At 42.6% G+C, this 14,123-nt stretch carries 14 protein-coding genes; 13 read left to right on the top strand and 1 reads right to left on the bottom strand.

Annotated features, from left to right (window positions below; genetic code table 11):
* Nucleotides 1–6: 6 nt before the first annotated feature.
* The 13 genes from AB6N04_RS00625 to AB6N04_RS00565 all read left to right on the top strand — a co-directional run bounded on the left by AB6N04_RS00625 (nucleotide 7) and on the right by AB6N04_RS00565 (nucleotide 12,869).
* Nucleotides 7–390 carry a 5-carboxymethyl-2-hydroxymuconate Delta-isomerase gene (locus tag AB6N04_RS00625; RefSeq protein ID WP_369310032.1) on the top strand — a complete coding sequence of 128 codons (384 nt, stop codon included), beginning with the start codon at nucleotides 7–9 and terminating at the stop codon, nucleotides 388–390.
* Nucleotides 391–417: 27 nt separating this feature from the next.
* The gene (locus AB6N04_RS00620) at nucleotides 418–1,644 is read left to right on the top strand and encodes a Bcr/CflA family multidrug efflux MFS transporter (RefSeq protein WP_369310031.1); all 1,227 of its coding nucleotides are present in this window, start codon (nucleotides 418–420) and stop codon (nucleotides 1,642–1,644) included.
* Nucleotides 1,641–3,104 carry an NAD-dependent succinate-semialdehyde dehydrogenase gene (locus tag AB6N04_RS00615; protein WP_369310030.1) on the top strand — a complete coding sequence of 488 codons (1,464 nt, stop codon included), beginning with the start codon at nucleotides 1,641–1,643 and terminating at the stop codon, nucleotides 3,102–3,104. The genes AB6N04_RS00620 and AB6N04_RS00615 overlap by 4 nt, the downstream gene beginning before the upstream one ends.
* Nucleotides 3,105–3,246: 142 nt before the next feature.
* The gene (gene hpaH, locus AB6N04_RS00610; RefSeq protein ID WP_369310029.1) at nucleotides 3,247–4,050 is read left to right on the top strand and encodes a 2-oxo-hept-4-ene-1,7-dioate hydratase; all 804 of its coding nucleotides are present in this window, start codon (nucleotides 3,247–3,249) and stop codon (nucleotides 4,048–4,050) included.
* Nucleotides 4,051–4,060: 10 nt separating this feature from the next.
* On the top strand, nucleotides 4,061–4,867 hold the full coding sequence (gene hpaI, locus AB6N04_RS00605) for a 4-hydroxy-2-oxoheptanedioate aldolase (protein WP_369310028.1): 807 nt from the start codon (nucleotides 4,061–4,063) through the stop codon (nucleotides 4,865–4,867).
* Between the two features lie 159 nt (nucleotides 4,868–5,026).
* The gene (gene hpaX / locus AB6N04_RS00600; RefSeq protein ID WP_369310027.1) at nucleotides 5,027–6,394 is read left to right on the top strand and encodes a 4-hydroxyphenylacetate permease; all 1,368 of its coding nucleotides are present in this window, start codon (nucleotides 5,027–5,029) and stop codon (nucleotides 6,392–6,394) included.
* A 206-nt stretch (nucleotides 6,395–6,600) separates the two neighbouring features.
* Nucleotides 6,601–7,473 carry a 4-hydroxyphenylacetate catabolism regulatory protein HpaA gene (gene hpaA, locus AB6N04_RS00595; protein WP_369311920.1) on the top strand — a complete coding sequence of 291 codons (873 nt, stop codon included), beginning with the start codon at nucleotides 6,601–6,603 and terminating at the stop codon, nucleotides 7,471–7,473.
* Nucleotides 7,474–7,951: 478 nt separating this feature from the next.
* Nucleotides 7,952–9,514, top strand: coding sequence for a 4-hydroxyphenylacetate 3-monooxygenase, oxygenase component (gene hpaB / locus AB6N04_RS00590; protein ID WP_369310026.1), 1,563 nt, complete (start codon nucleotides 7,952–7,954; stop codon nucleotides 9,512–9,514).
* Nucleotides 9,515–9,533: 19 nt separating this feature from the next.
* On the top strand, nucleotides 9,534–10,052 hold the full coding sequence (gene hpaC, locus AB6N04_RS00585) for a 4-hydroxyphenylacetate 3-monooxygenase, reductase component (protein ID WP_369310025.1): 519 nt from the start codon (nucleotides 9,534–9,536) through the stop codon (nucleotides 10,050–10,052).
* Between the two features lie 252 nt (nucleotides 10,053–10,304).
* Nucleotides 10,305–10,865 carry a LemA family protein gene (locus AB6N04_RS00580; RefSeq protein ID WP_369310024.1) on the top strand — a complete coding sequence of 187 codons (561 nt, stop codon included), beginning with the start codon at nucleotides 10,305–10,307 and terminating at the stop codon, nucleotides 10,863–10,865.
* An 18-nt stretch (nucleotides 10,866–10,883) separates the two neighbouring features.
* Nucleotides 10,884–11,921, top strand: coding sequence for a hypothetical protein (locus AB6N04_RS00575; protein WP_369311918.1), 1,038 nt, complete (start codon nucleotides 10,884–10,886; stop codon nucleotides 11,919–11,921).
* Between the two features lies 1 nt (nucleotide 11,922).
* On the top strand, nucleotides 11,923–12,462 hold the full coding sequence (locus AB6N04_RS00570; RefSeq protein ID WP_369310023.1) for a LemA family protein: 540 nt from the start codon (nucleotides 11,923–11,925) through the stop codon (nucleotides 12,460–12,462).
* The gene (locus AB6N04_RS00565; protein WP_369310022.1) at nucleotides 12,462–12,869 is read left to right on the top strand and encodes a hypothetical protein; all 408 of its coding nucleotides are present in this window, start codon (nucleotides 12,462–12,464) and stop codon (nucleotides 12,867–12,869) included. Before AB6N04_RS00570 ends, AB6N04_RS00565 begins: the two co-directional genes overlap by 1 nt.
* 39 nt (nucleotides 12,870–12,908) lie before the next feature.
* On the opposite strand, the gene AB6N04_RS00560 is transcribed toward AB6N04_RS00565, so the two are convergent.
* A complete protein-coding gene (locus AB6N04_RS00560) occupies nucleotides 12,909–14,123 on the bottom strand; it encodes a RhtX/FptX family siderophore transporter (protein WP_369310021.1) in 1,215 nt (404 codons plus the stop codon).

Here is a 14,123-nt window from a genome sequence, read left to right as displayed (position 1 = left end):
ATTGTTATGCCACATTTTTATGCAGAATGTACCGAAAATATTCGTGAAGACGCCAAGCTTCCCGAACTATTTGCCAAAGTGAATGAAGCCCTAGCGGGCACAGGTATTTTCCCATTAGGCGGCATCCGTAGTCGTGCGATTTGGTTAGATACCTGGCAAATGGCAGACGGTAAGCAAGATTATGCCTTTGTGCATATGACGTTAAAAATTGGTGCAGGTCGCTCTCTTGAAGACAGACAAAAAACAGGAGAAATGATTTTCGACCTAATCAAAACGCATTTTGCGGATTTGATGGCAAAACGCTACTTAGCACTGTCATTTACCATGGAAGAGCTTGATCCCGTATTGAACTACAAACAAAACAATGTTCACGCCTTATTCAAAGGGTGATGGTTGAGTCTAAAAAGCGAGGGCACGATGGTCAAAAGTTTCGATAAACGCATCCCACACTGGCTGATCCCATTATTAGGATCATTGGTGGCATTTGGACCATTGTCTATCGATATGTACCTTCCTGCTCTACCTCAAATGGGGATAGATTTACATGCCACTCAGGGGCAAATGCAGTACACCCTTGGGGCATTTTTTTCAGGTTTCTGTGTCGGTATGCTGTTTTACGGCCCACTCAGTGATCTATTGGGTCGCCGAAAAATGTTGTTAAGCGGGCTTGCCATTTTTACTGTGGCAAGCCTACTGTGTGCCCAAGCCACCAGTGCAAATACATTGATTATCTTCAGAGCATTACAAGCGTTTGGTAGCGGTGCTGCAATTGTAATGGCAAGGGCGATAGCGAGGGATGTTTACCCAGCTAATGAACTCCCCAGAGTGCTGTCGTTAATGACCTTAGTTACCATGGTCGCCCCTTTACTAGCACCACTACTGGGTGGCTTTTTATTAATTCATTTTCAATGGCAAGCGATTTTTTATTTGTTGGCGTTTATTGGCCTGATTTCGGTGAGTACGATTTTCCTACTATTACCGGAAACGCTAGTCCATCAGCACACGTCAGAGAACTTAATTTGTCTGGCGTTTAAAAACTACCTACAGGTGCTCACAGACCGAGAAGCATTGAGTATTATCGGCACGATGGCGTTCTCTTTTGCTGGTATGTTTGCCTTTATCAGTGGTTCACCGTTTGTGTACATCAACTATTTTGGGGTATCTGAACAGTATTATGGTTTACTGTTCGGCTGCAATATTTTGGGGATGATTGTAATGGTATTGTTGAACGTGAAACTGCTAAAAATTTACAGTTTAACGCGCATACTCACCATGCAAAGTGGGTTTCAATTAGCATTTGGTCTGCTTTTACTTCTTTTTTACCAACAAAGTCTTCCCATAATTGTTATTCTTGTGGTGCTGTTCTTATCGATGGTCAACGCTATCGGCACCAACAGTTTGTCACGGTTACTGCAACATCGCGGCAAAATCGCGGGTAGTGCCAGCGCTCTTGCGATTTCGATTCAATTTGCATTGGCAGCACTGGCCAGTGTTGCAGTTTCTGTTTTACAGGATGAATCCCCTTTTGCTATGACACTTGTGATGGCTAGCTGTGCCGGATTAAGTTTTGCAAGCCAACGTTTATCGGCTAAAAACATCCGCTCACAAATCCAGTCTGTGTCTTCGGAGAAAAACGAAAAATGAGCATAAACACCAATTCAGCATTATTTCGCCAACAAGCTTATATCGATGGTCAATGGGTTGATGCCCAAAACAAAAGTGTGTTTGAGGTGACGAACCCTGCGGATAATACGGTGATTGCAAAAGTGAGTAATGTCGGCGCGGTAGAAACCCAAAAAGCCATTGAAGCAGCCGAAAAAGCATTACCCGCTTGGCGAGCGAAAACCGCCAAAGAGCGTAGCCAAATCTTGAATAAATGGTTCCGTTTGATGATGGATAACCAAAAGGAGTTAGCACAACTGCTTAGCGCTGAGCAAGGCAAATCGATGACAGAATCGATGGGTGAAATTGCTTACGGTGCGAGTTTTATCGAATGGTTCGCCGAAGAAGGTAAACGTGTTTATGGGGAAAGTATTCCCTCACCATTACCAGGTCGTCGTCTTGTGACCATCAAACAACCTGTAGGGGTTGTCGCAGCGATTACACCTTGGAATTTCCCGAATGCAATGATCACGCGTAAAGTGGGACCAGCCCTTGCGGCAGGCTGTACGATGGTGTTAAAACCTGCGGCTGAAACACCACTGTCAGCTCTTGCCTTAGCGGCGCTTGGCGAAGAAGCGGGTATTCCTGCTGGGGTATTTAATATCGTTCCGGGAACTGACGCACAAGCCATTGGTGGCGTGATGACCTCAAGTCCAATCGTGCGCAAGCTTACATTCACAGGTTCAACCCGTGTTGGTAAATTATTGATGGAGCAATGTGCCAACACCGTGAAAAAAATGTCATTAGAACTCGGCGGTAACGCACCGTTTATCGTGTTTGATGACGCAGACCTCGATGCGGCGGTTCAAGGTGCCTTAGCGGCAAAATTCCGCAATAGCGGTCAAACTTGCGTATGTGCAAACCGCATTTTAGTGCAAGAAGGTGTCTATGATGAATTCGCTGCTCGCCTAGCCAAGGCCGTTAATCAATTAAAAATTGGTCCTGCAACTGAAGCGGATTCCCAGCAAGGTCCATTAATTAATCAAGCCGCCATCGACAAAGTTACTGAGCATATTGCTGACGCCGTTTCGCACGGTGCAAAAGTGGTTGCAGGGGGTAAACCTGCAAGTCTAGGGGGGTTATTCTTTGAACCAACCGTTATCACCGGTGTGACAAAATCCATGAAAGTTGCCAAAGAAGAAACCTTTGGTCCACTCGCGCCACTGTTTAAATTCCGTGATGAACAAGAAGCCATTGCCCTTGCCAATGACACTGAATTTGGCTTGGCATCCTATTTCTATTCACGGGATATCGGTCGCATTTACCGCGTGGCTGAAGCACTGGAAAGCGGCATGGTGGGTATTAACGAAGGCATTATTTCAAACGAAGTCGCCCCATTTGGTGGCATTAAACAGTCTGGGCTGGGGCGTGAAGGCTCACGCTACGGGATTGAAGATTATCTAGAAGTGAAATACCTCTGCTTTGGGGGTCTTTCTAATTAATCAGTAAAGAAACCTCGTATGATGCTTTAGCCATCGTTTCTAAAGCATCGAATTTAGCACTAAATAGTTCGAGTGATAACAAGGCGGTCAACGCAGTTATCGCTCGAAGTATGACGAGCTGAGGTGCAAAAGGAAAATTAAGATGTTACAAAAAGATGTAATCTCACAAATCGCCCAACGTCTAAATCAGGCTGAAAAGTCAGGTGTGCAAATTCGCCAGATTTCATTAGACCACCCTGAAATGACGATTGACGATGCTTATGCCATTCAAAAGGAATGGGTTGGGTTAAAAATTGCAGAAGGGCGCATGCTTAAAGGCCATAAAATTGGACTAACCTCAAAAGCCATGCAAGCCAGTTCACAAATTGATGAACCTGATTACGGCGCGCTTCTTGACGATATGTTTTTTGATGATGGCAGTGATATTCCAACAGAGCGCTTTATTGTTCCTCGTATTGAGGTTGAGTTAGCCTTTGTTCTCGCGAAACCATTGCGCGGACCGAACTGCACTATCTTTGATGTATATAACGCCACGGACTATGTGATCCCAGCGCTTGAGCTGATCGATGCCCGCTGCCATAACAATGATCCAGAAACGAATCGCCCACGTAAAGTGTTCGATACTATTTCAGATAATGCAGCAAACGCAGCCGTCATTTTAGGAGGCAGACCAATAAAGCCTCGCGATTTAGATCTGCGTTGGATCAGCGCCCTACTTTATCGCAACGGCGTAATCGAAGAATCAGGTGTCGCAGCGGCGGTATTGAATCACCCAGCGAACGGGGTTGCATGGCTAGCCAATAAATTAGCACCACATAATGTCCAACTTGAAGCGGGTCAGATCATTCTTGGTGGTTCATTTACTCGCCCAGTTCCTGCGCGTAAAGGCGATGTATTCCACGTCGATTACGGCAATATGGGCTCTATAAGCTGCCGTTTTGTATAAGGAAATCACGATGGACATCTTAGAAAATAAATTTAAAAAAGCCTTAAAAAATGGTCAACCTCAAATTGGTTTATGGCTCGGTCTATGCAGTCCATACAGTGCCGAATTACTGGCTGGTGCTGGATTTGACTGGTTATTGATTGACGGTGAACATGCACCAAACAATGTACAAACGACATTATCACAGTTGCAAGCGATCGCCCCTTATCCATCACAGCCTGTTGTCCGCCCACCGTGGAATGACCCGGTGATCATCAAGCAACTGCTGGACATTGGTGCACAAACACTACTACTGCCGATGATACAAAATGCCGAACAAGCGAAACAAGCAGTACGTGCAATGCGTTACCCACCTGCTGGGATCCGCGGTGTTGGCAGTGCATTGGCTCGCGCCTCTCGCTGGAATCGTGTACCTGATTACCTAACACGAGCCAACGATGAAATGTGCGTGATAGTCCAAGTCGAAACGCGTGAAGCCATGAATAACCTGCCGGAGATCTTAAAAGTGGAAGGGGTTGATGGGGTGTTTATCGGCCCTGCGGATCTCAGTGCGGACATGGGGTTTTCGGGTAATCCTAATCACCCAGAAGTCAAAGCCGCAATTGAAAAAGCGATCGTTCAAATTCGTGCCGCGGGTCTCGCTCCTGGCATTTTAATGGCCGCCCCCGAGGTTGCTGAACATTATCTGAAACTCGGCGCACTGTTTGTTGCTGTCGGAGTAGACACCACACTGCTAGCACGTACCGCAGAAGCCCTTGCCGCTAAATTTGGCAAAACGGTTTCGAATATCACGTCCAGCAGCCCCAGTGTGTACTAGCTGAACCACCTCATTTAGATAAACCTTACCCTACAAACAAATAGCTTATCTAAACGAGTGAAATATAAAAGTTGCAATAAAGGGCAGACACTACCATGACTGCCTCGTCGTCCCTTGTACCTATAATAATTTTCAGAAGAAAGCATTGAGGGCCCTACAATGAGCAATCAACAAGTTGCAAACACGAATCCTGCTGAACAACATAAGAATTTAACCAAGCCTCAACAGCAGGTGATTAATAAGTTATTCAAACGGCTGATCGTCTTTTTATTCGTGCTGTTTGTTTTCTCTTTCTTAGACCGGATTAATATCGGCTTTGCAGGTCTTACTATGGGGAAAGATATCGGTCTAACCTCAACCATGTTCGGCTTAGCCGCCACTTTATTCTATGTTACTTACGTTATATTCGGTATTCCAAGCAACATCATGTTGGGGATTGTCGGTGCTCGCCGTTGGATAGCCACCATCATGGTACTTTGGGGGATTGCATCAACGGCAACCATGTTTGCCACAGGGCCAACCAGTTTGTACGTTCTGCGGATGTTAGTGGGGATCGCTGAAGCGGGCTTCCTACCGGGGATTTTGGTTTACCTGACTTACTGGTTTCCTGCCTATTTCCGTGCCCGTGCAAATGCCTTATTTATGATTGCGATGCCTGTCACCATGGCGTTTGGCTCGCTAGCTTCTGGCTATATTTTAGGTATGGATGGCATTTTAAACTTAAAAGGTTGGCAGTGGTTATTCCTGTTAGAAGGTTTCCCATCTGTGATTTTGGGGATAGTAGTGTGGTTTTATCTTGATGATTCACCGAAAAAAGCAAAATGGTTGACGCAAGAAGACAAAGACACACTGCAAGAAATGATGGATAGAGACCAACTGGAACTTGTACAACCACAGGGGGCAAAAAGCCATAGCGCACTACAAAACACCAGTTTATGGAAAGAGATTTTCACCCCAATTATCTTAATGTATACCGTGGCTTATTTCTGTTTAACCAATACGTTAAGTGCGATTAATATTTGGACACCACAAATCATGCAGAGCTTCAACCAAAACAGTAGCAATGCCATGATTGGGTTACTGACCGCAATACCGCAATTCTGTACGATTTTAGGGATGATCTATTGGAGCCGTCGTTCAGATAAATTGCAAGAACGCAAGATGCACACCGCCTTACCCTATTTATTCGCTGCTGCTGGTTGGATCCTCGCTGCAATGACCAGTCACCCTGTTATTCAGCTAATTGGTATTATCATGGCATCAACAGGTTCATTCACAGCGATGGCCGTCTTCTGGACGACCCCAGACCAATCGATCAGTTTACGAGCTCGAGCTATCGGCATTGCGGTTATCAACGCAACAGGTAATATAGGCTCCGCCGTCAGTCCGCTGTTAATTGGTTGGTTAAAAGATCAAACAGGTAGCTTTAACTCAGGTCTGTATTTTGTGGCAGGTTTGCTGGTGGTTGGTGCGCTGTTAGTCATTGCTATCCCAATGAAAAGCTCACGCCCAAGAGCAACACCGTAAACGGTAAAAACTGTCTAGCTTTACTCAATATAGTGCTGCAACGGATTGGAATAATTGAAATTATTTAAGCTTCCTCCTAAATATTGTTCAAAATAATTCAAGTTGCAGCTACACGGCAAACGACAATATCTTGGGGAGCATACATAAGTATGCTCCCCAAGTAGCGCAGTGAAGCCAACAACGCTACAGGTCGAAATATGAAGGACATGATTACAAATATAGACATTGGTAAAGACTACGACGAAACCCAAGGTACCGACGACGTCCACTACCAAACTTTCGGTAACATGGCGGCCTTTTTTGGTCGCGATATGCAAGCACATCGCCATGACGGTTTCTTCCAATTGCACTATTTGGTTACTGGTCATATCACTTTGCAGCTCGACGAATCACGTTATTCTGTCCAAGCACCACTGTTTATATTAACGCCACCGTCCGTTGCCCATGCTTTTTTTACCCAAGAAGACACGGATGGGCACGTACTCACTGTGCGCCAAGATCTGATCACACCTTTACTTGCCTCCCTTTACCCTGCTCATCCTGACTTGGTGGATATTCCGGCTATTTGCTTGTCCGTTGCCGATAAACCTGATGATATTGAGACTTTTAATCATTATTGGGCTTTAATGGCACGTGAATCAGCGAACAGCTTCGTGGGGAAAGATCAGGTTTTATCCTCTTTGGCACAGGCACTCTTTACCTTTCTCTTAAGGTCTATCCCGCTGGATGAGCACCCTACCAGCGGTGTTCGTGGAGAACATCGCCTATTCCAACGGTTTAACCAGTTAATTGACTTACATTACCATGAACACCTTGCGGTGCCTGAATATGCCAAAAAACTTGGCGTCACAGAATCTCGCCTCAAAGATATGTGCCGCCGATTTGCCAATCGACCACCTAAGCGGCTGATTTTTGATCGCATTTTACGTGAAGCAAAGCGGCTACTCATTTTCTCAGATAGCCCTGTTTTTGAAATTGCTTACCAGCTAGGGTTTAAAGATCCTGCCTATTTTGCCCGCTTTTTTAACCGATTAGTGGGTTGCTCGCCAAGCACTTGGCGCGAACAAAATATCCATTAATCGATTCGCAGCACTGTATTCAGTTGAAAAACATCATTGTCGTTGAAATGCTCAGCGGCAATTAAATTTTATTTTACATTTTAAAAACATTTTTATCTCTTGCTTGCTTTGTTTTAATTTTCTTAAATAGCCATAACAAGAATAACAAAAAGTGAAATGATTGATGATAAAATAAACAATTAATTTTATTAAAACAAATCAACATTAATATATGAATATAACGTAATATTATGATAAATATATAAATAAAATTAAAAATAATTATTATATTAATATCAAAACATCGATAAGATCACATTTCTTTTATAAACCTTCCATTTCAACGAAAAGTACCAGTAAACCTTTCGAAAATCTCTTTAAAACTTGCACAGAAAGCGATTCAATTAAGAAACACAAAACAAACATAAAATTAACATATTTCGCTTGCACCTTTGTTCCCTATCAATGCAAGCCCTCATTGTGAGATAACGAGGTAGACATGAAACCAGAAGATTTCCGTTCCGATGCTAAACGCCCTTTTAATAGCCAAGAATACCTAAAAAGCCTACAAGATGGCCGTGAAATTTATATTTATGGCGAACGCGTAAAAGATGTCACCACACACCCTGCTTTTCGTAATTCAGCAGCTTCCATAGGACAGTTATATGATGCGCTCCACGATAAAACGACTCATAACCAACTTTGCTGGAACACAGACACAGGTAACGGTGGATACACACATAAATTCTTCCGTTTCGCAACGAGCGCAAATGAATTGCGCCAACAACGTGATGCCATCGCAGATTGGTCACGCCAAAGCTATGGATGGATGGGACGCACTCCAGACTATAAGGCGGCATTCGCCAGCTGTTTAGGTGCAAATCCTGAATATTATGGCCAATTTGCAGATAACGCTCGCCAATGGTACAAACGCATTCAAGAAAGCGGCTTGTACTTTAACCATGCGATTGTTAACCCACCGATTGATCGTCACAAGCCAGCTGATGAAGTGAAAGATGTTTATATCAAACTCGAAAAAGAAACCGATGCGGGTATTATCGTCAGCGGCGCTAAAGTGGTAGCGACCAACTCAGCGTTAACACACTATAACTTTATTGGCTTTGGCTCTGCACAAGTGATGGGTGATAACCCTGATTTTGCACTGATGTTTGTTGCACCAATGGATGCCGATGGTGTGAAACTAATTTCCCGCGCATCTTATGAACTAGTGGCAGGCGCAACGGGCGCACCATTTGATTACCCACTTTCAAGCCGTTTCGATGAAAATGATGCCATCTTGATAATGGATCATGTATTAATCCCATGGGAAAACGTATTGATTTATCGTGACTTCGACCGCGCTCGTAACTGGGCTGTACAAGGCGGATTCGCTCGTTTATTCCCATTACAAGCTTGTGTCCGTTTAGCCGTTAAATTAGACTTCATTACCGGATTGTTACAAAAAAGTTTAGAATGTACAGGTGTTATTGATTTCCGTGGTGTACAAGCTGATCTGGGTGAAGTGGTTGCGTGGCGTAACTTGTTCTGGTCATTGACTGATGCTATGACCTCCGAAGCGAAAGCTTGGGAAGGCGGCGCATTCTTACCAGATACACAAGCTATCCAGACTTATCGTGTTATGGCACCAATGGCCTACACTAAAATTAAGAATATCATTGAAAGTAACGTCACCAGTGGTCTGATTTACTTACCATCAAGCGTTCGTGATATGAATAATCCAGAAATTGATAAGTACTTAGCGAAATATGTACGTGGTTCAAATGGAATGGATCACGTAGAACGTATTAAGATCCTCAAGCTCATGTGGGATGCAATTGGCAGCGAGTTTGGTGGTCGCCATGAACTGTATGAAATTAACTACGCAGGTAGCCAAGACGAAATTCGTCTGCAATGTCTGCGTCATGCACAAGGTTCTGGCAACATGAAAGCCATGACAGATATGGTTGATCGCTGTTTATCAGATTACGATCAACACGGATGGAAACGTCCACACCTGTATAACAACAATGATATTAATCAGTTAGATTCGCTGCTGAAGTAATCAGTAGCAGGAGGTCAATATGTCTTTAGAAAATGAACATCGCCTGCGTTTCAGAGATGCGATGGCAAGTCTCGGTGCAGCAGTGAACATTGTCACCACGAATGGTGCTGAAGGTCGCTGTGGAATTACAGCAACCGCAGTCTGTTCCGTTACAGATACGCCACCAACTTTGATGGTCTGTGTCAACCGCAACAGTGCAATGAATGCGGTGTTTCAAAAGAATGGCCGCCTGTGTGTGAATGTATTAAGCCATGATCAAGAAGAGTTAGCGTGCCATTTTGCGGGGATGAAAGGCTCTACAATGGAAGAGCGCTTTAGCTGGAATGTGTGGGATAACGGTATTTTACAGCAACCTTTACTAAAAAATGCCCTTGCCAACCTTGAAGGCGAGATCACACAAGTGCAAGACATTGGCACGCACTCTGTCTATATGGTTGAAATAAAACAAATCATTGTCAATGATACAGGGCATGGGTTAGTTTACTTTAAACGCAAATTCCATCCTGTTATGCATCAACTCTTAGAAGTGACTGCATAAGTCTATAAGCAGTACGTTAAATAGCACTTAAAAGCTTCCATTCAAATACTGGATGGAAGCTTAAGCTTTTCCCGCTTGTGCTTCCGATCAAAAAACAATAAGCTGATTGTTAATATTTAAACCTTTCCAAACGGCTATCACCTTGCATTACTGAATCATTCTCTCTTTTCTGATTGCATAACCCATTATTTTTTTATAGCTTTAAGTTATCTTTACAAATTTTCTTAATTGATTAATTTAGAAGGTTTTATTATGACAATGATATCTATCATCGTTCTAATTGTATTACTATTTATATTCGTAGGCTGGGGGATCTCTATTTATAATCGCCTTATTAGCACTCGAAACCAAGTCAGTAATCAATTTGCCAATATTGATGTGGTTTTAAAACAACGTGCAGATCAGATCCCACAACTCGTTACCATTGTAGAAAAATCAATGGAGCATGAGAAAGCATTATTCACTTCCCTGAGCGATGCCCGCCAGCGTTACTTCAATGCCACAAATATGGATGATAAAATTTCCGCATCTAATGACATGGGACATTCGCTAAAAAATATCATTGCCATTGCAGAAAATTATCCAACCCTCATCTCAGGTGAACAATTCACACAAATACAAATTTCACTGAGCGAAGTGGAAGATAAAATTGCGCAGCGCCGTGAAGGCTTTAATGATGCAACAACCGAATACAATACCGCGATCCAAATGTTCCCTGATAGCATTGTTGCCAATTTTTTCCGTTTCACACCGCTCCCTTTACTCGAAATTACTGATGCTGAAAAAAAATATGATGGCATCCAATTTAAGTAAAGGTGCAACGTTGTGAATATGTATTATCTACTAGGGGCAAGTATTGGGGCACTTATTTTCTTTTTAGATAATAAGTTTTCACTCAATAAAAAAATAAATTGGGGAGCGATTCCGTTTCTCAGTATTGCATTTGGCGCTTGGCATAATATTTCACCACACCAAGGTGACTATGCCGTTATAGCTTATTATCTAGTGATCCTCGCTATTTCCTATTTTGTGATCCGCAATTTAGTACTGGTCAGTAAACGCGCTCATAAAGAATATATTCGCCTACAAAATGAGGGGACTAATAAGTTTAACGCATTAGTCAAAGTCACCTTTATTGGGCTCCTCCTATCTTGTCTATTTTCGGGTTTTTTTATTGATACCCGCATTTTCTTTATTGCTTTTGCTTTGCTTTTTGTTTTTAAAGCGCTCGAAAATACACCGAAAAAACGATTTTTAAAATTTCAAAAGAACCTAGCCACTTCAAAAATTCGCTCTGTCGCGATAGGGCTGGCAGAAGTCGAAGGAACAATCACGAGCCAGACTGAAATAACCAGTAAACTGGGTCACAAGTCTTGTATTGGATCTTTTTACTATGAATATTCGATTTCTAAAGATAAAGAAGGGAAAAAAAGCTACCACCTGCAAAATAGCCAAGCACGCCTAGTTGACTTCACGATCACTGACGATACAGGGTCAATTTCGGTTTCCTGTGATCCCGACTATTTTGTCTATACGGGAATTGAACCTCATATTGATAGAGAAGACGGTAACCGCCGCTATACCGAATATTTAATTGAAAAAAATGTTCGTTATTTACTTATCGGGAGTGTCACCGCTGAGAACGGTAAATTGATCATGACGCGTAAGCCGCCTCATTACTTACTTGGTCTGTCAACTGCTGATTATGTGGTAAAATGGAACATTTTGAGCCCATTGCGTCGTAATGCAGTCATTACAGTCTGCCTTGCACTGTTGGTCATTGCAACACTGTTAATCACACCAATCAGCTATCAAAATGGTTATCTCACATTCCATTTTGAACAGATCTCTTTTTGGGGCCGAGACTAACATGGAAATAATCATTTTTTTTCTCATTATTTCTGTTATTGCTTATATCGTGATCCGTTATTTCATTAATCTTTATAACAACATGGTATTTTTAAAAAATAACTGTGATAAAGCGTTCGCAAATATCGATGTACTATTAAAAAAGCGGGTTGATTTATTACCTCAATTAGCCATTATTGCAACTAAAGCAATGGGGCATGAAAAAGCCGTATTTGAAGAATTATTACAACAAAGAGAACAATTTATTGCGGCTCTCTCATTAAAAAATAAGATTAACATTACAAACCAGTTACCTAAAAATCTCACCTCTATTTTTGCTCTTGCTGAAAAATACCCTGAACTGGTTAGTAAAAATACGTTACTTGGACTGCAAAAGCAGGTTAAACAGATAGAAAATCAAATCGCAGATAGGCGTGAATTTTTTAATCAGACCGTGACGCTTTATAATACGGAAATTCATCAATTTCCAAATCTCATTTTCGCATCGTTATTCCGTTTCAAAGATATCCCGTTACTCTATGCACAACAGGAACCCAAATAATGATCAGTATTCCGTTTTCTTTATTGGGTGTTACCGATTGGGTGGTTTCTCTTGAAGAGCCAGCTTTCATTATTATGATTGCAACCTTTGGCACACTGCTTTCGCTGTTTATTATCATTCCTATATTCAGTTTACTTGGTCTTAAACAGTTTGTGAGCTACATTGCATTCGCTCTTTTATGCTCAATCTTTATTAGTATGATGCTCCTCATCCCGGCATTTTTATTATTTAATATTGAAAATGCACTCAAGCTCTTCTTAATATGGCTGGTTGTCATCATCAGTTGCATCACATTCTTTTTAAGTAATCAGCGTTATGTTGATATGGTTTTAGAGACTTACAAAACAAAAGCTGAAGAAAAAACCACAGCTTCCAAAACTAAAAGAAAAAAACGCCATAAAAAGTAATTCTCCCCCTAATTAGCCAAATAATCAGGGGGCTAAAAACTAAGCTTCAATACGTTGCATGTAACGTCGATGAGAAAAAGTGACAATTAAAGCGATAAATGCAATAAAGGCACCTAACATAAATCCGCCTGTATAGCCAACTGCCGCCGTCAATCCGACTAACATCATAGAGCTGACAAGCTCACCAATATCTCGCGTACTCTGTACTGCGGTCATATCCGTTCCCGCTTGTTGATATTGCGATGCAAATTGCATCCCTGCTGTCATAATCGCCACCGACGTGATCCCGGCGGATAATGATCCAAAGGTGATGCAAAGTGCCACCATCCCAATCGAAACACCATTGAATGATTGCAACATCCATAGTAACGAAGACACTAGCGCAAACCATAAGCCAAACGAAAATGCACGCCACACACCGATTTTACCAATTAGCCATGCGCCACCACCACAACCGAGAACCAAGGTAACCATTCCCCCTGCCATCCCCATCTTACCGATTTGTGCCAATGACCACCCAGCATCGTTTAAAAATAATTTAGCCAAGCCAAACCCTGAAACCGCCGTCACCGCAGACAATAACGTTAATAATAATAAACGCGGCGCACCTCGGCGTTTAAACGTTTTAAATAGACTCGCTTTTTCATCGGAATGTGCCGGGATTAGCGTGTTTTTTAACGGGCAAAACGATACAAAAAATAAACTGAGTAACGGTACACAGGCTAAAATCCCCAATGCCATATGCTGCCCGAAACTTTCGCTCATGATCATTAGACCCGCACCGCCAATAAAGAAACCAGCCATGACACCTGCAATCTGTACGGCATTAATTTTTGATAACATAGTGCCACTCACTTGCTCTGCCGCCATGCCATCCGTTGCTATATCTTGGGTTGCACTGGCAAACGAAGCAATAAATAGCAACACCACACAAGGGAGTGCGTTTTCAACAGATAACCCCAATGTACTGAGTGCAAACATCGCCAGAGTGACAATAATTTGCATTGGAATGATCCAGCTTTTTCGTCGTCCGAGTCTTTTCCCCCAGTGGTTATCCACAAATGACGCCCATAAAAATTTCACCACCCATGGCAAGCCCACTAAAGGCAAAAAAGCCAACACCTTCAATTCTCCACCATCGTGGCGTAAAAAAGTAGGCAGCGCATCCATTGCAATCCCCATTGGGATCCCTTGAGCAAGGTAAAGTAGACCAAGTGTCAAAACTAACTGCTTATTTTGTAAAAGATCTTTCAT

Origin of the sequence: Providencia rettgeri (assembly GCF_041075285.1) — a bacterium.
GTDB lineage: Bacteria > Pseudomonadota > Gammaproteobacteria > Enterobacterales > Enterobacteriaceae > Providencia > Providencia rettgeri_G.
The sequence above is the reverse complement of the archived record's forward strand: the minus strand, read 5'-3'. Positions and strand labels throughout refer to the sequence as shown.

Coding starts and splice junctions, on each gene's coding strand:
- AB6N04_RS00625 (WP_369310032.1), top strand. CDS start 7: ATGCCACATTTTTATGCAGAATGTACCGAAAATATTCGTGAAGACGCC.
- AB6N04_RS00620 (WP_369310031.1), top strand. CDS start 418: ATGGTCAAAAGTTTCGATAAACGCATCCCACACTGGCTGATCCCATTA.
- hpaI (WP_369310028.1), top strand. CDS start 4,061: ATGGACATCTTAGAAAATAAATTTAAAAAAGCCTTAAAAAATGGTCAA.
- AB6N04_RS00580 (WP_369310024.1), top strand. CDS start 10,305: ATGACAATGATATCTATCATCGTTCTAATTGTATTACTATTTATATTC.
- hpaH (WP_369310029.1), top strand. CDS start 3,247: ATGTTACAAAAAGATGTAATCTCACAAATCGCCCAACGTCTAAATCAG.
- hpaC (WP_369310025.1), top strand. CDS start 9,534: ATGTCTTTAGAAAATGAACATCGCCTGCGTTTCAGAGATGCGATGGCA.
- AB6N04_RS00615 (WP_369310030.1), top strand. CDS start 1,641: ATGAGCATAAACACCAATTCAGCATTATTTCGCCAACAAGCTTATATC.
- AB6N04_RS00570 (WP_369310023.1), top strand. CDS start 11,923: ATGGAAATAATCATTTTTTTTCTCATTATTTCTGTTATTGCTTATATC.
- hpaX (WP_369310027.1), top strand. CDS start 5,027: ATGAGCAATCAACAAGTTGCAAACACGAATCCTGCTGAACAACATAAG.
- AB6N04_RS00560 (WP_369310021.1), bottom strand. CDS start 14,123: ATGAAAGATCTTTTACAAAATAAGCAGTTAGTTTTGACACTTGGTCTA.
- AB6N04_RS00575 (WP_369311918.1), top strand. CDS start 10,884: ATGTATTATCTACTAGGGGCAAGTATTGGGGCACTTATTTTCTTTTTA.
- hpaB (WP_369310026.1), top strand. CDS start 7,952: ATGAAACCAGAAGATTTCCGTTCCGATGCTAAACGCCCTTTTAATAGC.
- hpaA (WP_369311920.1), top strand. CDS start 6,601: ATGATTACAAATATAGACATTGGTAAAGACTACGACGAAACCCAAGGT.
- AB6N04_RS00565 (WP_369310022.1), top strand. CDS start 12,462: ATGATCAGTATTCCGTTTTCTTTATTGGGTGTTACCGATTGGGTGGTT.